Consider the following 22,211-nt stretch of genomic DNA (forward strand, 5'->3'; position numbering starts at 1 on the left):
GGCCGTGGCTCACTTCTTGACGGCCGGTGGTAACGTCGGAATGGTCGCGATCTGCTCGAACCGCATGATCCCGTCCTTATCCATGACGAGGCCGTAGATCGCGCTTGGATCGCCGCAGCAGACCGGCGACGAACCGCCCGCCTCGACCGGGCACCCTTGGAAGGGCATGAAGCCCACATACCGCCACCCGTACAACTGCTTTTTCCCCTTCGGATCCCGTGCGATGACGGCCTCGTAGAACCCGAACGGGATGTTGGTCGCCAGGATTCGCCCCGGCGGCTCTGGGTCGCCTTCCTTGAACCCCAGCGGCTTGAGCAGGCCGCCGACGCTGCTCACGAGGTCGGCGGTGCTTTTGAGAATCTCGTCCGTCTGCTGGTCGGTCTTGATGCCGACCGAAGTCAGATTCCACCCGTTTTCGAGCGTCACGTTAAGCTCGCCGATCCCGAGCCCCGGTCGCAACTGGATCGAATACTCCTCGGCAAAGTCGGGCATGTACGCCATCGAGATGGAGATCTTCGTCGGAGTGGGCGCCGTCGGCTGATTTTTGTCGCGCTTTTCGGGCAACCCCTGCAACTTGGGCTGTGGGTCCGTCTGGCCGGCAGCCTGCTTGATTGCCCCGACAGAAGGATCGGCCTGAACCGACTTGATCTCAATGGGAGCACCCTGACTCACGGTGAACGCTGGCTCTTTGCCACCGCCACCACCCTCGCCCGGCACAATAAACAGATACGGCTTCGGCCGGTAGTACCGAATCCCCTTGTCATGGACGCCGGGATCCTTGTGGACCACAACGCGGGTACAGGCACACAAGCAGAGGCAGCTCACGATCATTACGATAATGCGGGCGGTCATCATCACTGACTCTTGGTTAGTGAAATAGTCGGATCGCACCGCTAATCAGTCGGCTGGCAGAAGGTCGTAGCTTTAGTGACTATTTCGATTCTACGCAAAGTGACAAATCGATCGAACTGGAGGCCAGTGATGAGCGTCTCTCACACCGTCCGGTTTCAGGCAGCGAGTGAGGCCCAGTAGTCATCCCACTGGGTTCTCTCGCTTCGAAACAAGGCGCTGAGGTGGCGCATGGCATCTGCACCGGCTCCGCCCCACCGCATCCCGCTGCCGTTCATTCGTTGACCAACGACCTGCTCGCAAGCCGCCTCGACCGGCCCCGAACCGATCAGTCAACCCTTCGCACGGTAACTTGGGTAGTCCATTCGGTGACCGTCCGCGCTCACCAGGGCGCCGGCGACCCTCTCTCGGGAGCACCGCTGAGACGCCCCGGGTTGAACCGCCATGAGCAGGTTGCGCATGCAACCCCGAGACGGGATCTCGTTGGGCAACGCCAAGAACCCGCGGGCCTACTCGGCCCGGGCGACGGCCCGCCGGCGGATCGCGGTCGGGCCGAGTAGGCCCGCACATCGCAGGAATCACGATGTCCAGGAACTGGTGCCGACGATTCCGCGTATCCCGCGGGTCCGTCGGCGATTCGAAATACGATCAGATCGAATCGACCGTGGTCCGCTTGGTCGCCATGCGTCACCGGGCATGGGACGGTTCCGCACGGTCCGAAACACATTCCGGGGCGCGCGGAGAACGCTGCCGAAGGTGTTGGACGGCGATCGATGGCACGCAAAATTAACGTAACTTTCCAGGTTTAAATTGTCGCATTTGTTTTTGTGGATATTATAATTTAATTTGATTGATGTCTTCGGATGTTGTCAAAGGCGTATGTGCGTCGCATATGGTCTTACGTAATGACGTGTGTTGCTTGGCCGCTGCGCCTCTCCGATAACCTGCCGCCGCCGCCGGTGACCGATATTACGGCGGCGCGTAAGATACGCATTCAGGCTCTCGGCCCGACAGCCGTTGCCCGTGATTCCCAGCGGTTCTGCCTTGCGTATCTTGCGCGCCGCCGTAATATCCGCGTTTTTGAGGCCACGATTACCGAACTCAAGGCGGAGGTTGCTGAACTCAAATTCCAGTTCAACCAGAACTCCGCGAACTCGTCCAAGTCCCCGTCGTCGGACCCGCCGCACGTGAAATCGGCCCCACCCGAGCGGCCCTCGGGCAAACGCTCGGGCGGGCAACCAGGGCACCCTAAAGCCGAGCGCACGCTCTTGCACTCCCCCCGATGAGATCCGGACCCTCAAACCGGACACGTGCCGGGACTGCAAGCACCCGCTGGCCGGGGAGAACCCGCACCCGGCCGTTCATCAGGTCCATGAGATCCCGGTCGTCCGCCCCCATGTCACCGAGTACACCGACCCCGTCCGGGAGCCTCGCCCGATCCAGCAACTTGATGTCGGCCCACCGCCCGGGCACCGACTCGGACACGTGGACGATGCGCCCCGGCGCCTCGTCCACGGTCACCGGACTCTTGAGCGTGTGGGCCTTCTTCTTGCCCGAGTGATAGGCCCGCTGGGTCCGCTGCTCGAACGAGTCCGCGATCACCGCCAGCCCGGGAGTGTCGCTCAGCACCGCCGGCAACCGCTTGCGGCGTTGGCCCCCCGGGTCCGGCATCCGCATGGTGTCCCGGCCCGCCTGGGCCAGGGCCGGTACGCACCGGGTCCGGACCCGGCTGGCGGTCGAGTCCGACACCCCGAACAGGAACCCGAGCACCTCGTTGGTCGGGTACTGGCGCAGCCAAATGACCGCCAGCAGCAGTTGGTCCGCGGTGCTCAGGTCGAAGTGGTCGCCCCCGCCCACCGCCCGCTGCCGGTCCGGGCGGTCCAACTTCCGGCGGTGCGCCGCCTCGATCACCGGGGCCACGTCCCGCACCAGCGCGTCGAACGCCGCGACCGTCAGCCCGGTCAGGTGCTCGAACACCACCCGGTGCTTCCGCAGGTTGTCCAGGCGCGCGATCATGGGGCTCTCACTACGGCCAGGAGGCACCATTAGAGTACAAAAATGCCGCTATCCTGAATGAGGTCTATTCCGTCTGTCCCGCGGTCCCGTTGTTTAACGCCTTCGCTGGCCACCAACACCGTGGAGGGTAGACCGTTGGAAAATCCAAGCTTTCTTCCTGGGCTACTCGCCGGGTTGAGCACGTCACACGGTCAATGGGAGCACGCATGTTCGTCCCTCAACACGCCGTCAAGCTCGACCTTGCCGACAGCCGGCGACGGTACGAGTTTGAGGCCGAAGCGGTCCAAAAAAGGCTGGAGATCCTCCGCGACCCGAGCCGGGTCGATCTCCTGACCTCTCTCGCCCACTCGGCCGAGGTGACGTACCACCACGGTCTGCTGATTAGTGCCGCCCCGCGTGTGTGCGCCTGGGCGCTGGCCGTGGCTGCGCGAGCCAACACCGCCGCGTTCGTTTTCTCTGATCTCAAGGCATCGCCGCGGCCCTGGCGACTAGACAACGGGCCACCATACAGCTTCTATGAACGAGTCGACGAAAGTTCCGTTCACTCTGGCCGGTGGGTGGACGCCATTAGCCAAGCCGTCGTCGCGCGGCAAGTGGACTGTTTGATCGAACTGCGGCCAATCGCTTACGACGCCCTCCGCCGTTCGTCCTCCCGCAGTTCGGACCCGGAGCGCGACCGGCACCGCGTCGAGCAGCACCGCGCTCTTGCCGAGGCCGCCCTTGACCCCGACCGACCGCTTGCCCCCGATTACCTGATTCACGCCGCTGCGGCGCGGCCGGCGAAGGTCCGCCCCATCAACCGGCGGATTGGGGAGGCGAACGACCGGATGGTAAATGCCCTCGACGTTCAGGATGCCGCCAAATTCAACGCGGCCTTGGCCGAATCGCTCGAGTTACGGCGGACGGCATTCGCGGACCTGCCCGAGGAGACGAAGGGGAACCACACGGCGCTGTGGCCGCTCGGGCTGATCGCTCTCGTTGTGCTGGCCCATGATCGAGGGATCCCAATCGAGGTCGAGTCCGACTATCTGCCTCGCCCGTGGGTGACCGGTGAGCTGTTCCAGGAGTCCGCCGCATCGTAACCACATCCCGTCCGGCTGGATGATAACGAAGCTGTCGCCTACGGAACCTCAGGTTGCGAGCGTAATCGGAGGTTCCGTAGACGTTGACACCAGGGAGCCGCTGAACGCGGTTCAGGTTGCCGCTTTAACCAGCGCCAAGATGCCGGCCTTAATTGCCTCGGGCAGCTTCGGCCAATTGGCGATGAGTGTGGCAAGTTCGGGGTCCATCGCCTCGTGCGCCGCTTTCTGCGCCGCCTCGCTTGTGAACTGCTGGTTTTCCGGCAGTTTCTGCGAAGGTTCGATTCCCATCCGCTCCCGCTGAAATCATGTCGCGTCCCCTGGTTCGCCTTCGAGCGCGGGGAAGGGCGGGGGGCCGGCTCCGTTCGGCACACCCCGCACATTCCGATCGCATTCCCCTCAAAACGCACTTCCGGCAGTTTTCCCGGCCCGCGTGGGGCCGTCGGTCCCGGTTCGCGTCCCACAGCAGCAACCCACGCCCTGACACATCCCCGCCACAACTAGCGACCCGTTCACACGTTGCGGCGCATTCGCTCATCGAAGCCGACAACCCGTCTGCGTTCACCGGGAGCGTTCTCCGGGTTTTGCGGGCACAATTCGGTGGTAGCGGCGACCAGCGAGCGGGTAGCGAATCGGCAGTCCGAAGCCCCGCGGATGTCCAGTCGTGGCCCCATCGCACTTTTCTCGTGGGTTGTAACCCCCGTTACAGCTCGCACACACGCACGATGCGCCCGAATGGGGCGGGGCTGCACGGTGCCCGCGCGGACCGTCCCCCTACTTAACTGATGGCACCGCACGCGATCCGGCGGCGGAAGAGTGTCGGTAGTGAGGAAGGGGGGCGTGCCTTGACTGGAGCGCGGGCCTCTGGCCCGCTTGAGGTATGCGGCTCGGTTCGGCTCCGCGGGAAGTCGAAGCGCACGCCCGGCGCCTACGTTAAGCGGGCCAGAGGCCCGCGCTCCAGTCAAGGCCACGACTCCGGCGCCGGAGCGCGGGCCTCTGGCCCGCTTGAGGTATGCGGCTCGGTTCGGCTCCGCGGGCCGCTCGGGCAGATGGCCGCGAACTTCGAGACGTTACAGCAGATCGGCGTGCAACTGCTCGCCAGGGTGATTCGCTGGCCCCTGCCTTCAAGCGAGTTGCGGAAATCGCACAGGGGTTCTTCGAGCGGTTCCAACCGACCGCAGCCGTGTTGCGTGACCGGATCGGCGGGAACCTGTTCTCGGTTGTCGAGATGAGCGGATCATTTGCGAACCTGCTCCGCACCGGGTTCGAGACGGTTTTGCCGCTGCTGAGCAAGGTCGGGGAGGGCTTCGGAGTTTCGCGGCTCGTCAAGACAGCGGCCGTATTACCGGGTGCGTGTCGGAGATGCCCTGCGCCATCTTCGCGATCAGTTTCTCGACGATGCCCCGGCTCCCGGGGGGCGGGACCGCTACGCGATCAGGCCGCTGACCAGAGCGAGTTTTCGTTCCAACAGTTCAGGTGACGGAATCCAGCGCTGCGGGAGTTGCAATTTCTGCCCCTCGAATCGGATGAGCCAGTCGGCTACGGCCGTTGACGACCGAACTCGTTCGGGGACGACGGCCCGAATGACGTAGTCGCCGCTGACGCGGAGCAGACCGCGTTCGTAAGCGCGGTCATGTGTCCCGCAGAGGCACAAGCCGTTGCGCGGATTCATGCGGAGACGGGCGTCCGTTGCCCAAGGAACAATGTGTGCGGCGACCAGCAGCTCGGAAACCGGCAGACCGCAGACCGCGCACGCTTCGCCGTAGCCGGTGAGAATGAGTTCTCGGAAGAAGTGTTGGTTCACACGCACACGAACGACTCGTTCTTTCTCTTTCCCTTCGAGTTGTGCGAGTTCCGGCTCGATCGCCGGCAGCACGGGGCGCGACTCAAGCTCAGCGAGGGCTTTCGCGGCTTCGAAGCTGACCGTGTCAGGGTCGGTCAGAAACTCGTTCCAAACGGTTCGATCGAGGGTGGCGACCTTTGACAGACCTTTCACACCCCTCTGCTGATGTGTTTCGTCCAGAGAGGCGAGGTTGCAGCACTTCATCGCGACCGAGGCGGATGTCCGGCCGAGTTTCACTGCCACTGCTGCGATTTCCGGGTTCCGCGCGTGGAGCCGGCCGAACGGGAGTCGGCAGTAAAGAGCAAATGCGACAAGGGTTTCGGAGCGCGACCAATTGCGACCGGCCACATGTAGGCCCTTGGTTGTGGTGCGAAGCCCGATCACCGAACTGGCGGCTGATTTACTCAGGCAAGATACTCCGAACTGCGCTCGGCGCGGAGGCGCATGGTGGTGTGAGGAAATGGGTGCTCAGCGAATGACGTGTTCGCGGACGCCCAAAGTCGCGGCGAAGCCCGGCCCGCGCCACACCAGGCGAGCGTATGGCGGGAGCGCCTTGACCGCCGGGTAGGGCACCAGTTCATCAAGACAGCATCATGCAGTACGTTTCCGACAGCGGCCGGGCCGACTGTCGGACGCGCCGCGCGCGCGGCGTCATGCTGGCCCGGCTCTCGGGGCGGCTGGCGGCGCGGTCCCACTCGCGGGTGCGGGGGCCGGCGGTGTGGCGGTGGCGACGAACGGCGGCGGAACTCTGGCCGGTCCCAGGTTACCAGGGGTATCATTGCCTCACCCGAACCACGGTGACCGATGGACGTAAGCGTTTCGTGCCCCGCGTGCCGGTTCTCGGTGTCGGTTCCGGAAGATGACGTTCTAACGGCCAAAATCTTCTGCCGCCGCTGCCGCCACGTGTTCGGCCCGCTCGGGCCGGACGTGCCGCCGCCGCCCCCAAAGGCACCACCGCCGCGGCCCCGCGCACACCCGAAGATCCCGGCTGACGGCGCCCCGACCAAGGCCGCCCCGCCCCCGCGCCGACCGAGCCGGCCCGCCCCTCCGGCGGATGAGCCCGCGGCCGAGAGCCCCGTGCCCGTGCGCCCGCGCCGCCGGCGCCGGGAGCGGCCCGCGCGCCCGGCCGGTGCCGGCCAGATTCCGGTCGCGGTCCCCGTCCGCCCGCGCCGCAGCGGGCTCCGGTGGTGGGCCGCCGGGGGCGCCGCGGTCGCACTGGTCGGGCTCCTGGCCGCCGGCGGGGCGGGGTGGTGGCTGCTCAAGCGCGTGAACGGCGCGGGCGGGTGGACGCGGTACAACCCGCCCGACGCCCCGGAGGTCGGGCTGGAGTTCCCGGCCCCGCCGGCGGACTCCGCCGAGCAGATCGCGACCATCGACCCGCACACCGGGAAGGCCGTCCGGCACGACCCGTTGTGGGTGTTCAAGTGCGAGCTGCTGAACGGCGAGACGTACGCGATGCGGGCGGAAGAGCTGCCCTGGGAGGAGGTGCGGGCGATCCCGGCGGAGCAACTCCGCCAAGGGCACCTGACGCACGTGCCGAGGCTCTTACGCGGCGCGGACCAGCGCCAGTTTCAGTACCGATCCGTGCCGACCGCCGGGTACCCGTCGAACGAGTGCTTCGTGCCCGACATCCCCGGGCGGGGGTACGTGTTTCGTATGCTCCTGGTCGACGGCCGGCTGTACACGTTGTTCGTAAGCGGTCCGGGCGTCACCCCGGAGTCGCCCCGGGTGGTGCGCTTCTTCGACTCGTTCCGCCACGCCCGCGTGACGCCCGAGGAGGCGGCCGAGCCCCCGCCCGACGTGCCGGACCCGGACGCGCTGCGGCTGCTCGCCCGGGTGCCCGCGCACAACGCCGCCGTCTTCGCCCCGCGGCAGAACGCGGTGCTCCTGTCGACCGGCCCGAACACTCCGGACCAGCCCCGGGTCCACCCGGCGACCCGCGCACCGGTCAAGTGGCTCAGCCTCGCTCCCGAGGGGCTCAGGATGACCGCTCCCGCGCACCTCGCGCGGTACCACTACCCGTCCTTCCGCCTGGAAGCGGCGGCCCCGGTTGCGGCTTCGGTCACCGCCGTCGCCGTTGACGAGACCGGGGAGTGGGTGCGGGGGTGGGGCGACGGGCCGTCAGAGAACGCCCGGCGGGCGGTCGGAGACGTGACGCACCCGGCCCCGGCGCCGCGGTCCGGCTGGGCGGCGCCGTCGGCGTGGGGGCGGCCGCAGGAGCCGACCCGGTACGACCCGGCCGGGGTGACGTTCGCCTCCGCCGGGCGGAGCCTGTCCGCGGACCGGGCGCGGCTGTACTCGATGTCCGGCACCGACCGCACGCTCGATTACGCCAGCGGCCGCGAGTACGACGGCGGGCTGCTCCGGGCGTTCGACTACCCGGCCCTGACGCCGCGCGGCGAACTGACCGTGCGCGGCGCGCGGGGCGGCGCCGCGGTGGCCCCGGACGCCGCCCGCGTGTACGTGGCGACCGGGCCGGCGGAGCACCGGCCGGCCCCCCGCGCCGTTGTGGAGGTCGACGCGGACACCCTCCGGGTGCTGCGCGAGGTGCCCATCCGCTCGAACGTCGCCCACGTCGCCGCGATCGGCGGCGGCCGGGTGATCGGGTTCGGGTGGGGGTCGGGGCGGGGGAACACGCAGCGGCGGTACGCCCTGGCCGCTCTGATCGACCTGAACGCCGACCCGCCGCGCGAGCTGCTGATCGACCTGCGGGGGCACCCCAACCGGCACCTGCTGCACGGCGACCGGCTGTACACGCTCGGCAACTGGGAACTGCACTCGTTCGACGTGTCCGGGGCGGCGTCGGCCCGCATCCGGTTGCTCGGGGCGACCTACTCGGGCGCCACCGAGATGGTCCTCAGCCCGGACGGGAAGTACCTGATCCTGAACGACGGGTGCGTGTACTGGGTGGGCGGGGCCGGCCCGCTGCCGCCGGTCGATCCGGGCGCGCGGTGGTGACCGCGACAGGCTCTCGCGGTTGCGGAGCTTCCGCCCGCGCCCGTTGCCGCCGCGCCCATCACCAACCCGAGCACGGTCGCCGCGGCGATGACCTCGGCGGACCGGCGGAACACCACCAGGCGCCGACTCCGCCGAACTGATCGGACGCCGCGCCCGGGCCGCGCCTGCATTCGGCCGCGGCCACCCGATTCTGATACACGTACCCGGTGATACTGCCGCTTTCTTGACGAGCCGCGACCGCCAGGGAGCGGGACACGTGATCCCGCTCCCTGGCGGTCGCGGCTCGTCAAGAAAGCGGCACCGCAGGCGGTGCCATGTATGAGACGTTTAACGACACTCCGGCGCCCCAAATCGTGAAGGTACCCATGTCGCGCCTCAAAGTGATGGTCGCCGTCATTGGTTTGACATTATTGCAAATGAGCGGCATCGCAAAAGCGGGGCCGACCGAGCCGGTTGCCAAGCCGCTGACGGCCGCCCAGCAGGTGCAAGTCCGTCGCTCGGTCTACGACAACGGCCCGACGTACACGCGGCCCGATGAGGGGCCGTTTCAGGGCAAACGGACTCTGACACTCCCGCCGGACCTGGTCGCGTGTTACCGGGCCAACCCCGTTGAAACGCTACGATTGCTCACGGAAATCGTGCGGGGCGGCGCCCCGAAAGATGCGGTCCTGGCCGCGGCCTATGGTGACGCGCTCGCGGGAGACCCGGTGGTGGCGGCGCTGGTCACGAGCCTCCCGCACGAGTACATCGATCGGCCCGGCGCGGACGCTCAGCGGTCCGCGCGGCCGCGGCTCATCGAATCGGCAGAGAAACACGTGCGCGAAGCGGAAAATCGAGAAAAAGACAAGTCAAGCAAGAGGGACTGACAGGGCTACTCAGAGATTGAAGCCGGGGCGTTAAGTAGGTCCAGGGCGAGGTCGGGTCGGGCGACCATGGCCCGGGTTGCCGCGGCCACACTGGGGTGTTCGGCGTTCCGCAACAGGTACACGGCGACGTTCCGTAGGGACGCCAACGCGCGTGGGGCGTGACCGCGCCGCACCCGGCACCGGTCCTCGCCGAGCGTCACGTCGCGGGTGTAATGCAACCCGTTCTCGATACCCCAGTGGCGGCGTGAGTAACCTAACAGGGCGGCCGCGTCGGCCGCCAAGCGGCTGAGGCTGGTGATCCCGTACACGACCTCCACCGTGGCCTTCCCGTTCGCCTTCCGGCGGCGCTCCAGTCGGAACACCTGTCCCAGGCCCGGCCAGTGGCTCAAGTACCCGTTGAGCCACGTCGTGGTGGTGATCGTCCGCCGCTCGACACGCCCGTGTCCCTTGCGGTGGTCGGTTGCCGTGCTCGCGTCCTCAGCCCACTGTGCCGGAACCGAGGGGGGAAAAGCCGCCGGACTCGGCAGCGAAGGCGGTCTCAATGTCCCGCCGCAGCTCGGACTGGTTGCCCTTGGCGTAGAGGATGTAATCGCCGCCCTTCTGGACCACCTTCGCGCACACGTCGGCGTGGGTAAACATGGCGTCGGCCGTGACCACGGTCCCGCCCAGCGAGGGCAGCACGTCCAGCAACCGGAGGGCCGCCTTGTGCTCGTTGGTGGTGGCTTCGACGGTCATCTGGGCGAGCACCGCGGACGCCTGGGGGGCGTACGCGGCCAGCAGGTGGGTGCCCGGCACGTCCCCGTCCCGGGACCCGCACAACCGCTTGCCGTCCAACGCCAGGTGCTCCCACCCGTCCGGGTGCCGGTCCTCCAGCCATGCGCCGATGATCCGGTCCAGGTGGTCGGCGTCCAACTTCCGCAGCAACCCGGCAATGGTATTAGCGCACGGCATGTTGCCGTTCTTGAACCCCAGCGCGTGGCCCAGCCGCTTCTGGCGGAGACGGCCGAACTGGGCGATGGCCGCGGGCGTGGTGTGACCGGCCAGGATCGCCACCAGGCACAGGGTCAGCAGACCCACCAGCGGGTACTGGCGACCGTGCCGGCTCCGCGGGTCCGGTAACTCGGCCAACCGCTCAACCAGTGACCCGGGCATCGACGACTCCCGAATGAGGAGTCGCTCACATACCCAGATGCAGCACCTTGCCCAAGGTCAATCCGTGCGTAGCCCTGGAGGGACTGATTGCAAATTTGCACGATACTCCGTGAGCGGCTTTGTGCCGCCCTACGGCACGGTCTGCCGTTCCGTCACGACCGATCTCCATACCCGTCGTGTGTATCGTCTTCCGGCACTCGTTTTCACCCCGGCTCATCGAACCGGTCAAAACGGTTTTCACGACCGCTCATTGTCGGAATGGTCAGGTCTTTCGGGCCGGTAGCGGAACGGGAGGATGGTCCCGGCTTCGTTTCGGCCCGTTGGCACTGTGCTTATGGAAACAGATTTTGACAGGATCGACAGGATTTACGGATGAAGACCGATCGATTTGAAACCCTGTTGATCCTGTCAAAATCTTCATCGCCCAGCCATCGCGCGTTGGTGCGACCCGTCGTAGCCTCGGCGGCCGCAACGCCATGCCGAGCCGAGGGCATTCTGCCCACAGCGTGTCTGTTCCGGGCACCGCTCTCGGCACATCAGAAGTCGGTGGCGATCTCACCGGCGGGCGTGACGGCGGCCCAGAGCGCCACCCGTTCGGCGGGCGGTGCGATCGGAGGGGCGGGTTGCTCCCGGCGCGGGCACACGGAAACGCTCCCGGGTCGCCGTGCCATCAGCCGGGGGAAACGATCGGCTCAGTCGGCGCGGGGGCAAGCGTCCGGCGCAATGGTGGATGTGCCGCGGAGAGAAAGAAGGTGGGGAACTGGATGTGTCGATCGAACGGCCGACCGCGATTCCGGACGAGGCGCGGCCCCTGGGGGCGGCACGCCCGCCGCTCACGCGCCGCTGACCTGTTCCATGATCCAGCGGTTGGCGTCGGCGAGCATGTCGGGGTGAGCGCCGTGGGTGGTCGGGTAGGGGGTCACGCGGACGGTGGCGCCCGCCCGGGCCAGCGCCGCGGCGGCGCGCCGGGCCTCCGAGACGGGTACGACCGGGTTCGCGGCGCCGTGCCCGATCAGCACGCGCAAGTTGTTCGCAGGGATGCGTCCGCTCGGGAGAGCGCCGTTCAGCGCCACCACCCCCGCGACCCGGGGGCCGAGGTGCAGCCCGAGCCGGCACGCCGCCGCCGCGCCCTCGCCGACGCCCAACAGGAACACGCGGTCCGCGTTCACACTGTAGTGGGCCTTCGTGTGCGCCAGGGCCGCTTTGGTGGCGCGGTCGGCGTTACAACCGGACCAACCGAACGCCGGCAGGCCGTCGGCCCGGCCACCGAGATTGATCGGGCCGCGCAGGCACAGAACAATGTAGTTGCGCCGACTGAGCAGCGGGACCAGACGCGCCGAGTGCTCCTCGCACTCGCCGTCCGCGTGGAACAGCACCACCAGCGGGTACGCGTACTTCGGCTGGTAGTCCACGGGCAGGTACACGCGCACCGGCCGGTTCCCCGCGGCCGGGAGCAAGGCGGAGCGAAACCCTTCGGCCGGGTGCTCGGCGCGGTTGTGTTTGGGAGCCGGCATGGTCAACCCGATGGTCCGGTTAGTGGCCCCTCTGGCGCCCGTTCCGTGAGCGCCGCGAGTCCGAGGGGGCCTGAGCGAGTGGCCCGTGAGCCAGGTCGCGACAACTCTACGTTGGGCGCGGAGCACATTCAAGAAACCCGCGCTGCGGAGTTGAGTCAAAATCGCGCGTTTTCCCAGTTCGTCGCACGGTTCCTCCGGCTGCGCTGTATGCAGTGGAATAGGAAATCTGGGTCGGGTCAACAGGCCCGTCAATGTGAGTAAGAAATTCTGTCTCGAACGGTCCCGCAATGCGCGGCGCATCCGCGCCAAGCGCATCCGATGGCGCATCCGCGCAGCGCGTCATAACCGTGCGCCGCGCCGGATTCAACAGGGAATTACCGTGGCGGCATCAACACGATTGCGACAGCGATCGCGCGATTCTGTGCCCGCGATCCTGTTAAATCCGGCCGAGCGTGTCAGAGCGGTTGCGCCGGGGTTAATGCAGGAGTCCCCTGTCTTTCAGGTACTTCAGCACCAGTTCCACGCCCTGTTCGGTGGTCTGGGCGGACGCGTCGAAGGTCAGCTCCGGGGCGAGCGGCGGTTCGTAGGGGGCGTCGATGCCCGTGAACTCCGCTTTTCTGCCCGGCGCCAACTGTGGCGCGGGCCTGCTTGTACAGCCCTTTCGGGTCGCGCCGCTCGCACGTCTCGATCGGGTGTTTACGTACACCTCAATAAACGGGACGGCGCCGGTCCGGTTCTGCTCGTGCGCCCGGCGGGCGGCGTCGCGGTCCTTGCGGAACGGGCTGATGAAACTGGTGAGCGCGAAGAGCCCGGCGTCCGCGAACAGCTTCGCCACCTCCCCGATGCGGCGGACGTTTTCCTCGCGGTCGGCGGCGGAGAACCCCAGGCCGAACCGGTCGGCCTGTTCCGGGCCGTAGCCGCGGGTCTCGGCCAGAATTTTCGGCCCCGCGTTCAGCCCCAGGCGGACGTTGTCGCCGTCGAGCGTGTACGCCGCGTGCCCGTGCCGGATCAGCACCTGTTCGAGGGCCATCGCCAGCGTGGACTTGCCCGAGCCGGAAAGCCCGGTGAACCAGATGGTCGCGCCCGTTTGCTTCAGGAGCTGCGCCCGCTCCTCGCGGGTCACCGTGCCGGCGTGGAAGACGATGTTGGCCATAGCGCGTTCAGGGTGCCCGGCGTCGGTGGTTCGTCACAAGAGAAATCAGCTACCTTCAGTTTTAGGGCTTCGAGTCAAAAGTCCGATTGTCGAAAGTCGTAAGGTCACAAATTCAGTGGCAATCATGGTTTGTGGCTTTACGACCTGCTGACCTCACGACTTTTGACTCGAAACCCCAAGCTACGGCGCCGGCACCGGGCGCGATCGGCACCGCCTCACGGCCCGGCCACGTTGAACTCGCACGCGCGATCGGCCGGGGTGCTCACGGTGCGGCGGCCGCTGGCGTCGCTCAACTGAACGTGGATCGTGTACACCCCCGGGGCCGGCGGGGCGGAGAAGGCGTACCACACGTAAAAGTCCTGGAGCGGCGAGCGGGTCACGAACCGCTTCTCGAATTTGACGACCGGCGCCCGGCGGTGGTCATCGGTGGCGAGTTGGGCGACCACGTTACCTTTCGCGTCGCGGACCGCCCCGTGGACGTGGGTCAGGAACCCGTCCGGGGTGAGCTGGTGGCCCAGGTTGCGCAGCTCCAGGTAGAAGTGGACCCGCTCGTTGGGCCGGTAGTGGTTGGCCGTCGGGCGCTGGACGAACCGCCCGAACCCGGCCGGCTCGTTGGTGCAGAACGCGACCTTTTCGATTTTGAGGGCGGCCAGCGGTTCGAGCCGGCTCGCGGCGGCGCGCAGTTGGTCGGTGAGGGCGGCGGCGGTGGCGGGGTCGTTCGCGAGGTCGGCGCTGGCCCCGCGGGCCAGGATCGGCAGCACCCCAGCACGAACTCCTGCTGGTTCGGCTCCATCCGGCGGATGATCTCGATGGCCTGCTCGGGCCGCCCCTCACAGTGCGCGCGGACCGCAGACATCAGCGGCGGCTCGGCGGCACGAGCTGCTGCGTGAGCGGCGGAAACGCGGCCGGTTCGCCGCTGCCCGCCTTCAAGATGTTGGGCGGGACGGCAGGGCCTTTTTCGGGCGGCTTCTGCGCGGTGTTCGTGCTCGTCGTGGCGGGCGCCTCGGGCTTGGTCCGGACGACCTCCCCCGGCACCTTCGGCAGCACCGCGAACTGCGCCCGCGCGGGCTCGACGGCGGCCGGCGGGGCCGGATCGGCTTTCGCCGGCGGGGCCGGTTCGGCCTTGCGCCTCCGGCGGGGCGACCGGCCGCGGGCCGATGTGCGCGTCGACGTGAAGGCACGCCGACAGCGCCAGCGTGACCGGAGCCAGGAGAACGAGCAGCGACCGACACCCGGGCATTCGTAACCCTCGACCGACCCGCGCGGGCACCGCGGGCGGGGCTCTCATAACGTCCGGCGGCGCCCGCGCCAATAGCACCGCCTTGTTGACGCCGCCCCCGGGGTGCCGTAATGTCGGGCGCACCTTCCAGGAGTTCCCCATGCTCTCGCGTCGCGAAGCGCTCGCCCTTCCCGCCGCCGGCATTCTGGCCGGTCACCCGCTGCTCCACCACGCGCGGGCGGCCGACGGGGACGACCCGACCAAGGTGTTCACCGACGGCAAGAAGCCGACCGACATCCGGCTCGGGGCGCCGAAAACGCTCAACGACTACTTCCCCTTCGTGGTTCCCAAGACGAAAGAGGCGTGGGAGGCGCGGCGGAAACAGCTCCGCGAGCAACTGCTGGTCGCCACCGGGCTGTGGCCGGCTGCCGGAGAAGACCCCGCTGAACGCCGTGGTTCACGGGAAGATTGATCGGGGCGAGTACACGATCGAGAAGGTCTACTTTCGCCAGCACGCCGGGCCACTACGTTTGCGGGAACCTGTACCGCCCTGCGAACGGGAAAGCGACGAGAAGCGCCCCGGCGTCCTGTTCGCGCACGGGCACTGGGCCGACGGGCGGTTCCACGACGCCGGCGAGAAGGCCGCGAAGGCGAGCGTCGACGGCGGCGGCGAACCGGACCTGGACCGCGGCCGGTTCTTCATGCAGGCCCTGCCGGCCACGCTCGCCAAGCTCGGGTTCGTGGTGTTCCAGTACGACATGCTCGGCTACGCCGACAGCACCGCCATCCCGCACGGGGCGGGCTTCCGGGACGCGGAGGCCGAGCTGCGGCTCCAGAGCCAGATGGGGCTCCAGACCTGGAACAGCGTCCGCGCGCTCGACTTCCTCGCCGCCCTGCCGGACGTGGACCCCAGGCGGCTCGGCATGACCGGGGCGTCCGGCGGCGGCACGCAGACGTTCATGCTCGGGGCCATCGACGACCGGCTGGCGTGCGCCTTCCCGGCCGTGATGGTGAGCACCGCGATGCAGGGCGGGTGCGTGTGCGAGAACTGCTCGCTGCTCCGCGTGAACACCGGGAACGTCGAGATCGCCGCGCTGTTCGCGCCCAAGCCGATGGCCTTCTCCTGCGCGAACGACTGGACGAAAGACTTCGTGCGCAAGGGGTACCCGGAGCTGGAGCGGCTCTACAAGCTGTACGACGCCGCCGACCGCGTGGACGCGAAGGAGTGGCTCCGGTACGGGCACCAGTACAACGTTCACGCCCGCGAGTTCATGTACTTCTGGATGCGCAACTACCTTCTGGGCAAGGAGGAGAAGGTCAAGGAGCCGGCCTTCAAGCCGGTCCCGCCGAAGGAGCTGAGCGTATTCGACGCCGCGCACCCGCGCCCGAAGGACGAACTCGACGCCAAGGCGCTCCGGGCGGCCATGTCGAAGGCCAGCGACGCCCAGATGGCGAAGCTGGTCCCCACGGACGCCGCGAGCCTGAAGGAGTTCCGGCGGGTGGTGGGCACCGCGCTGCGGGCGATGGTGAATAGTGACAAGCCGAAAGGTATTCTGCTGAGCGCTTGGACAGGTCGGTTCCCGACAGACCGTGGCGTTATCGCCCGCGTCGGTCCCCCTGACTCAGGGCACACGTACAAAACGGCTGAACTGACAACCAAGCTCCCGAGCAGGATGACATCAATTCCGCAGGAGGCTGATTACTGGCACGGGGATCTTGTTCCATTTCATCAGGTCGAATCTCCAAAGGACACGGGGCAGTGGGTGGTATGGCTGCACCCGGCCGGCAACTCGAGCCTGTACGAAAAGGGGAAACTCGTCGCCCCGGCACAGGCGCTCGTAGATAAGGGGCTCAGCCTCTTCGCGATCGACGCGTTCGGAACCGGTGAACTCCGGAGCGACAAGTTCACGGCGGTTGACAAGGGGTACTCCGGCTACACCTTCGGTTACAACCGCTCGCTGCCGGCCCAGCGAGTACACGACACGCTGACTGCGATCTCCTTTATTCGTCGCACTTACATCAATGAGAAGCGGGTACTCGGCGGGAACGAAGAAGACGGGCTGCCGGTTCACCTCGTCGGGTGGGGCGAGTTCGGCCCGATCGCGGTCCTCGCCAAGGCCCTCGCGGGCGACGCGGTCGCGAAGACCGCGGCCGACCTCAACGGGTTCAAGTTCGAGGACATCAAAGACCCCGCCGACCCGATGCTGCTGCCCGGCGCCGTGAAGTACGGCGGGCTCGGCGCGTTCCTCGCGCTGTGCGCGCCCGGGGAGGTGTTGGTCCACAACCACAAGGACACCGGCACCGGGCAACTGTCCCGCGCGGCCTATGAGGCGGCCGGGGCGGCCAATAAGCTAACCCGCAGCGCCGACAAGCTCGACCCCGCGAAGGTGGTCGAGTGGCTGGTGAAGTAGCCCGGGCCTCGCTGAAGGACGCCATGAACCGCTCCCTACAGGTCGTCGGATCCGTGCTGGTGGCGCTGTGGCTGCGGACCGCGTTCTACACCGTGGACGCGGCCGAGTTCGTGTACGTCACCCGGTTCGGGGGCGCCCGTCGCGCTGCACGACGGCGCCCGCGGCGCCGGGCTGCACCTCAAGGCCCCGTGGCCGGTCGATTCGGTGCTCCGCATCGACCGGCGGTTGCAGTCGTTCGACCTGCCGGCGGTCGAGGCGCTGACCCGCGACCCGGTCACCCGCACGGTGGACAAGACCCTCGCCGTCGACGCCTTCGTCACCTGGCAGATCCCCGACGCCGCCGCCGCGGACCGGTTCGTGAAGACGGTCCGCACCCCCGAGCAGGCCCGCAAGCTGCTCGGGCCGATCATCAACGGCCGCCTCGCCACCGTCATCAGCACCATGCCGATCGAGGACCTGATCGGCGTGACCGACACGCAGCTCACCCTCGCCGCGGTCGCCGGCGGCCCGATCCTCGGGCTCCCGGAGTCGTCCTTCCGCGCCGACGACGTGCGGCTGATCGACGAGCGCAACGAGCGGGTGCGCCGCAAGCTGCTCGGGGCCGGCCCGGCCGACGACCTCCGCGCCAAGGCCCTGGAGGAGTACGGCATCCAGGTGATCGACGTCCGGGTGCGCCGGTTCAGCTACCCGAACGACGTGCGGGCCAGCATCGCCGAGCGCATCCGCTCCGAGCGCGCCAAGAAGGTCGCCGAGTACGAGAGCGAGGGCCGCAAGCGGGCCGCGGACATCACCACCGACGCCGACCGCGCGGCCCGCATCGTGGAGGCCGACGCGCGGGCGCAGAAGACCGTGATCGAGGGCCAGGCCGCCGCCGACGCCGCCCGCATCCGCGCCGCCGCCTACGCCCAGGACCGCGAGTTCTACCTGTTCCTCGAACAGTTGAAGTCGTTCCAGGCGATGCTGGCCGAGACCCGCGACACGCTGCTGCTGACCACCAAGCACCCGCTGCTGCGGATCATCCAGGGGCCGCCGACCGCCCCGCCCCCGCCGAAGTAACGGCCCCGCGCCGACCACGGTCTCATTCACGATCCGGCTGGTTATGTCTATTTCTTGTGGCACAGACATTCCTGTCTGTGCAGCGCGAGAAGGCCGCACAGGCAGGAATGTCTGTGCCACAAAGACGCCAACAACCGGAACCTGAATCAGGAACGACGCCCGTTTCGCGCCACACGCCAGGAATGCCATGTTCCGCGCTCGCAACGTCTTCCTCGTCGCGCTGGCCGCGTACCTGCTGACGGGCGTGTACCAGGTCGCCCCGGAGGAGCGCGCCGTGGTGCGCCGGTTCGGCGCCATCGTGTCGCACCCCGGGCCGGGGCTCGGCTTCGGGCTCCCGTGGGGCGTGGACCGCGTGGACCGCGTGCCCGTGCGCACCGTGCGGCAGCTCAAGCTCGGCTACGACCCCGAGACCGCCGCCGACGCCGCCGCCCCCGCCGGCCAGTTGCTCACCGGCGACCAGAACCTCGTCAACGTGCAGCTCGTGGTCGATTACGCGGTGGGCGAGACCGACCGGGACCTCGACGACTACGTGATCCAGCGCGCCGCCGTGGACCCGGCGCTGGCGCAAGCGGCCGAGGCCGCCGCCGCCGAGTGGGTGGCCGGCCGGACCGTCGATCAGGTGCTGCTGACCGGCCCCGGGGCGCTGCCGGCGTGGGTCATGGAGCGGCTCGCGGAACGGCTCCCGGACCTGCGGCTCGGGGTCCGGGTGCAGCGGGTGAGCGTGGCCCAGATCGCCCCGCCGGACGAGGTGCGGGCGGCGTTCGAGGCGGTCGCGCAGGCGCAGGCGGGCATCCGCACCAAGGAGTTCCAAGCCCAGCAGGAGCGCGAGCAGCGGCGGCAGCAGGCGGACGCGCTCCGCTACCGGCTCGGCCAGGAGGCGACCGAGTACCGCGAGTCGCAGTTGCGCCAGGCCGGCGCCGACGCCGACGATTTCCTGGCCCAGCTCGCGGCGTACCGCGACGTGCGCAGCACCAACCCGGACGCGCTGGCGTTCCTGTGGTGGGACGAGATGCGCCGCACGATGCTCGCGCTGCGGGCGCGCGGCGGCACGGTGCGCCCGCTCGACCACCACCTCCAGAACGGCGAACTGAACCTGACCGAAGTCGTCCCGCTCCCGAAGCGCTGATCGCCGTTCCCGCGCGGCACTTCCGGAAGTCCGCGCCGCGCCCGGGAGGCCCACCGGCGCCGATTCCCGCTCGCGGGGCGAAACCGCCTCCGGGAACCAATTTCGCCGCAAACCTCTTGTCGTAAACATTTTGCGGAATGTCATTCGGTGCGGCCCTCCGTTCATTGTGATGCCCTGTGCGGGTTTTGCGGGCGCGATTCGGTGGTAGCGGTGCCCCAGCGAATCGCCCGCTCGTGACCCGTCCGCCGGCAGCGAATGTCTACTCCGTGCCCCATCGAGTACCGGCGGGGTGGCGGTGTAACCCTCGTTACAGCCGCCGTTCGCCTCCGCCGCGCCCGCGTGTTCCGGCACCGCCGGCGGGCACGGCGGAGGCGAACGGCGCGAGCCGCCCACGATACCCGGTGCCGGACGGGCGGCTCACACCCGGCCGGCGGAGCGGAGCCCCCCATTAGACTGATGGCACGGCGGCCACGCGCGGCGCACGGCTCGGCCGGCGCGCCCGCGGGACGGGTCGGTCCGGACGCGGCGCTGGTTCCGGGCGGCGCTACCACCACCAGTTGAGCGACACCACCAAGGCGTGGCGGTCCATTCCGCTCTTCCAGTACCTGACGTTCGACGAGTTCTACGCCCACCTCCCCCACGATTGCCGATTGATCGGAGTCGAGTTCCCGCACGAGAAAGCTGTGTCGCTGCCGAAGTTCACGCATCCCGAGCGCTGCGTTTACCTGCTTGGTGCTGAGGACTACGGCCTGTCGAAGCAGGCTCTCGAAAGGTGCCATCGGGTCGTCTACGCCCCGAGTCAGCGGTGCCTGAATGTGGCTGTTGCCGGGAGCCTGATCATGTGCGACCGCATGGCGAAAGCCGCCGCGTGACGTTCGCAGTGATTCGCTTCCTTGACTGTTGCGGCTGCCAGAAGGACGTCCCGGCGCGACTCACCGACGGATGCGAAGTCTATACTCACCGTCCCGATCTGCACGGGCTGCCGGTCTGGAAGTGCGATACGTGCGGCAATTGCGTCGCCTATAACCACAAGACTCAGGACCGGACCCGACCGCTCGGCAACATGCCGACGACGCTGTTGAAAGTTGATTCTGCCAGGGCTAGATCAGGGTTTCCCCTTCCGCTCGGAGTCGGCGATCAGTCGCGGCAGGTCGTCTGGACCGACCCGGCCGCCCTGCGGAAAGTGGAAGCCGTACTTCGCCTGCGGCTTGTCCTGACGCGTGATGCCTGTGCCCGCCGCCAGTTCGACGCTCAACTCGTCCTCCTTCGGCGGCTCCAGGTCACACTTCGTTACCTCCTTCACGTTTACGAGGAACTTCCCCTGCGCGGGAGGAAACCGAATGGTCCGGACCTTCGTCGGGAGCCACCGGTCGCCCGGGTGCGCCCGCACCTCGAGTACGTCCGTCCGCACGAACTCCTCTTCCTTCCCGCTCACGTCCCCGAACACCTGAACGCGGAGCGGCAGGTGGCCTCGACGGGGATCGAGGTGGAACACGGTACGGAAGCCGTTCGGGGTGACGAACGAGACGGGCACGCACGCGGCCCCGTTCACGTCGGCCGGCAAGCCGGCCGACCACGCACTCCCGTTCCGGTCGGTAGCCGCCAGCAGGTCGTGCGGGTTGCACTCGGGGTTGCGGAACCCGAGGACGTGAAGCGGCGTACTCCGCGGCGTACTGCTGCCGAGTCGGTCTCCGGCCCCGCCCTCGAACAGGGACGCGTGCTTGTCCCGGGGGCAGTAGTACAGGTTCTCGGCACCGTTCCCCAGGTACCGGTAAGTGAGCGGGGCCCGACCCCACGCCAGGTCCGGGTTGTCCTTGTCCGGTACCAGCCCGTTCGGGTCGAACGGCGGGTCGTCGTAGTCCACCTTCAGCAGCCACCGCGGGCCGTCCAGGATGAAGTCGCCGGTGACCGCCTTGTCCATTTTCTTCCACCGCAGCCCGGCGGCATCCTCGAACGTCTTGGGCGCCTCGGCGGCCCCGTACTGGGTGTACTGGAGGCGAACCCGGTCGAGGCGGTCCCAGTGCCGCTGGTACTCCCGGATGGCGGCCCGCGCCGCCACCTTCGGGTCAGGGCCGCCGCCGCCCGCCGCCGCCTTCGAGTCGGGCGACCGTGCGACCGGCGGGGCCTGGGGTGGGCTTGCAGCCCGAACGATCAGCCCAACACAGGCCACGACCACGAGCCCCGCTACCACGACCCACGCCGCTGTCTTGAGCCGTAACATGCGCACCACTCCTTCTGCGAGGGAAGACACTTTGTTCGGTATGGCTCCGGTTGCCCCGGCCGCGATCCGCGAGACCGCCGTTCGCACCGCGACCGCCTCGGCCACTGCTGGGACGGCTCCCGTCGCCGCGGCCACGAGAAGCACCCGCGGGTCGGCTCCGGTCCGCGCCCGGAGCCGTGCCAGCGCCCGGGACAGCCTCGCAGACAAGGTGCCGACCGGGCACCCGATCCGCTCCGCCGCCTCCTGTTCGGTCCGCCCCTCCAGGTAGCACAACACGACGGCGACCCGGTACTTCTCCGGCAGACCCAAAAGCAGCCCGTCCAGGTCGACCGGGGCGGGAGAAGGAGGGCGCGGGAGGTCGGTCGGGAGGGGGCGGACGCGGGCCAGCCTCCGGGCGTTCCGGCGGCGCACCCCGCGGGCAGTCAGGACGGCCACCCGGTGCAGCCACGGGCCGAGCAGGGCCGGCGCCTGGCGCCCTCGACGAACCAGGACCAGGAACGCCGCCTGAAACGCGTCCTCGGCGTCGGCCGGGTCGGGCAGGAGCCGGTGACAGGCCCCCCAGACGACCGGGCCGTGACGGCGGACGACCTCGGCGAACGCCCGCTCGTCGTGGTCGGAGAGGAACGCGCCCAGCAGGGCGTCGTCGGACCGCGGGTCGGGTGACCGGTGCCGGATCCAGGTGAGGAGCGATTCCATACCCCTATTCTGCCCACTGGTGGCGGATTCCCTGCATGAATCCGGGTACTCC

Annotated in this window: 17 protein-coding genes and 4 pseudogenes; 9 read left to right on the forward strand and 12 right to left on the reverse strand. The window is 68.3% G+C overall.

What is annotated here, in order from left to right; genetic code table 11:
* Window positions 1-9: 9 nt before the first annotated feature.
* Window positions 10-852 (reverse strand): hypothetical protein, encoded by an 843-nt coding sequence (locus GobsT_RS06455; RefSeq protein ID WP_148087629.1) that lies wholly within the window; start codon window positions 850-852, stop codon window positions 10-12.
* 902 nt (window positions 853-1,754) lie between these two features.
* On the opposite strand from GobsT_RS06455, the pseudogene GobsT_RS06460 reads away from it, so the two are divergent.
* A pseudogene (locus GobsT_RS06460) lies at window positions 1,755-2,259 on the forward strand (DUF6444 domain-containing protein); the annotation flags it as partial.
* Window positions 2,260-2,547: 288 nt separating this feature from the next.
* Here the strand turns inward: GobsT_RS06460 and GobsT_RS39420 are convergent.
* A pseudogene (locus GobsT_RS39420) lies at window positions 2,548-2,895 on the reverse strand (helix-turn-helix domain-containing protein); the annotation flags it as partial.
* A gap of 176 nt (window positions 2,896-3,071) precedes the next feature.
* Here GobsT_RS39420 and GobsT_RS06470 point away from each other — a divergent pair.
* Entirely contained in the window at window positions 3,072-3,947 is an 876-nt protein-coding gene (locus tag GobsT_RS06470; RefSeq protein WP_010051693.1) for an immunity 49 family protein, read from the forward strand.
* Between the two features lie 111 nt (window positions 3,948-4,058).
* On the opposite strand, the gene GobsT_RS37560 is transcribed toward GobsT_RS06470, so the two are convergent.
* Both GobsT_RS37560 and GobsT_RS06475 read right to left on the reverse strand, forming a co-directional pair.
* Window positions 4,059-4,235 carry a hypothetical protein gene (locus tag GobsT_RS37560; protein ID WP_010051692.1) on the reverse strand — a complete coding sequence of 59 codons (177 nt, stop codon included), beginning with the start codon at window positions 4,233-4,235 and terminating at the stop codon, window positions 4,059-4,061.
* Between the two features lie 1,135 nt (window positions 4,236-5,370).
* Window positions 5,371-6,030: an HNH endonuclease gene (locus tag GobsT_RS06475; RefSeq protein ID WP_010051022.1), complete on the reverse strand. Its 660-nt coding sequence runs from the start codon at window positions 6,028-6,030 to the stop codon at window positions 5,371-5,373.
* Window positions 6,031-6,591: 561 nt separating this feature from the next.
* On the opposite strand from GobsT_RS06475, the gene GobsT_RS06480 reads away from it, so the two are divergent.
* Both GobsT_RS06480 and GobsT_RS06485 read left to right on the forward strand, forming a co-directional pair.
* Window positions 6,592-8,745, forward strand: coding sequence for a zinc ribbon domain-containing protein (locus GobsT_RS06480; RefSeq protein WP_109571244.1), 2,154 nt, complete (start codon window positions 6,592-6,594; stop codon window positions 8,743-8,745).
* Window positions 8,746-9,110: 365 nt separating this feature from the next.
* On the forward strand, window positions 9,111-9,611 hold the full coding sequence (locus GobsT_RS06485) for a hypothetical protein (RefSeq protein ID WP_148087630.1): 501 nt from the start codon (window positions 9,111-9,113) through the stop codon (window positions 9,609-9,611).
* A gap of 5 nt (window positions 9,612-9,616) precedes the next feature.
* On the opposite strand, the gene GobsT_RS40420 is transcribed toward GobsT_RS06485, so the two are convergent.
* The 7 genes and pseudogenes from GobsT_RS40420 to GobsT_RS06515 form a co-directional block, all read right to left on the reverse strand.
* A complete protein-coding gene (locus tag GobsT_RS40420; protein WP_157506518.1) occupies window positions 9,617-10,153 on the reverse strand; it encodes an ISAs1 family transposase in 537 nt (178 codons plus the stop codon).
* Window positions 10,089-10,763 (reverse strand): ISAs1 family transposase, encoded by a 675-nt coding sequence (locus GobsT_RS40425; protein WP_010034323.1) that lies wholly within the window; start codon window positions 10,761-10,763, stop codon window positions 10,089-10,091. The genes GobsT_RS40420 and GobsT_RS40425 overlap by 65 nt, the downstream gene beginning before the upstream one ends.
* A gap of 833 nt (window positions 10,764-11,596) precedes the next feature.
* Complete coding sequence (locus GobsT_RS06500) at window positions 11,597-12,277, reverse strand: alpha/beta hydrolase (protein WP_010039376.1); 681 nt, start codon at window positions 12,275-12,277, stop codon at window positions 11,597-11,599.
* 455 nt (window positions 12,278-12,732) lie between these two features.
* A pseudogene (locus tag GobsT_RS40955) lies at window positions 12,733-12,945 on the reverse strand (hypothetical protein); the annotation flags it as partial.
* A pseudogene (locus tag GobsT_RS40430) lies at window positions 12,843-13,430 on the reverse strand (adenylyl-sulfate kinase); the annotation flags it as partial. The pseudogenes GobsT_RS40955 and GobsT_RS40430, both read right to left, overlap by 103 nt.
* A 215-nt stretch (window positions 13,431-13,645) precedes the next feature.
* Window positions 13,646-14,191 carry a hypothetical protein gene (locus GobsT_RS06510; RefSeq protein ID WP_148087631.1) on the reverse strand — a complete coding sequence of 182 codons (546 nt, stop codon included), beginning with the start codon at window positions 14,189-14,191 and terminating at the stop codon, window positions 13,646-13,648.
* 94 nt (window positions 14,192-14,285) lie between these two features.
* Entirely contained in the window at window positions 14,286-14,477 is a 192-nt protein-coding gene (locus GobsT_RS06515; RefSeq protein WP_148087632.1) for a hypothetical protein, read from the reverse strand.
* A gap of 332 nt (window positions 14,478-14,809) precedes the next feature.
* On the opposite strand from GobsT_RS06515, the gene GobsT_RS39440 reads away from it, so the two are divergent.
* The 5 genes from GobsT_RS39440 (at window position 14,810) to GobsT_RS06535 (ending at window position 20,114) form a co-directional block, all read left to right on the forward strand.
* Window positions 14,810-15,121, forward strand: coding sequence for a hypothetical protein (locus GobsT_RS39440; RefSeq protein ID WP_246862606.1), 312 nt, complete (start codon window positions 14,810-14,812; stop codon window positions 15,119-15,121).
* Entirely contained in the window at window positions 15,102-17,060 is a 1,959-nt protein-coding gene (locus tag GobsT_RS06520; protein ID WP_246862607.1) for an alpha/beta hydrolase family protein, read from the forward strand. Before GobsT_RS39440 ends, GobsT_RS06520 begins: the two co-directional genes overlap by 20 nt.
* Before the next feature lie 144 nt (window positions 17,061-17,204).
* On the forward strand, window positions 17,205-18,116 hold the full coding sequence (locus tag GobsT_RS06525) for an SPFH domain-containing protein (protein ID WP_148087633.1): 912 nt from the start codon (window positions 17,205-17,207) through the stop codon (window positions 18,114-18,116).
* 187 nt (window positions 18,117-18,303) lie between these two features.
* Complete coding sequence (locus GobsT_RS06530; protein WP_010039369.1) at window positions 18,304-19,242, forward strand: SPFH domain-containing protein; 939 nt, start codon at window positions 18,304-18,306, stop codon at window positions 19,240-19,242.
* 557 nt (window positions 19,243-19,799) lie between these two features.
* Window positions 19,800-20,114, forward strand: a complete 315-nt coding sequence (locus GobsT_RS06535) for a TrmH family RNA methyltransferase (RefSeq protein WP_010039368.1) — start codon at window positions 19,800-19,802, stop codon at window positions 20,112-20,114.
* A 233-nt stretch (window positions 20,115-20,347) separates the two neighbouring features.
* Here GobsT_RS06535 and GobsT_RS06545 read toward each other — a convergent pair whose 3' ends face one another.
* The gene (locus GobsT_RS06545) at window positions 20,348-22,159 is read right to left on the reverse strand and encodes an RNA polymerase sigma factor (RefSeq protein WP_010039367.1); all 1,812 of its coding nucleotides are present in this window, start codon (window positions 22,157-22,159) and stop codon (window positions 20,348-20,350) included.
* Between the last annotated feature and the right edge of the window lie 52 nt (window positions 22,160-22,211).

Source organism: Gemmata obscuriglobus, from assembly GCF_008065095.1.
GTDB lineage: Bacteria > Planctomycetota > Planctomycetia > Gemmatales > Gemmataceae > Gemmata > Gemmata obscuriglobus.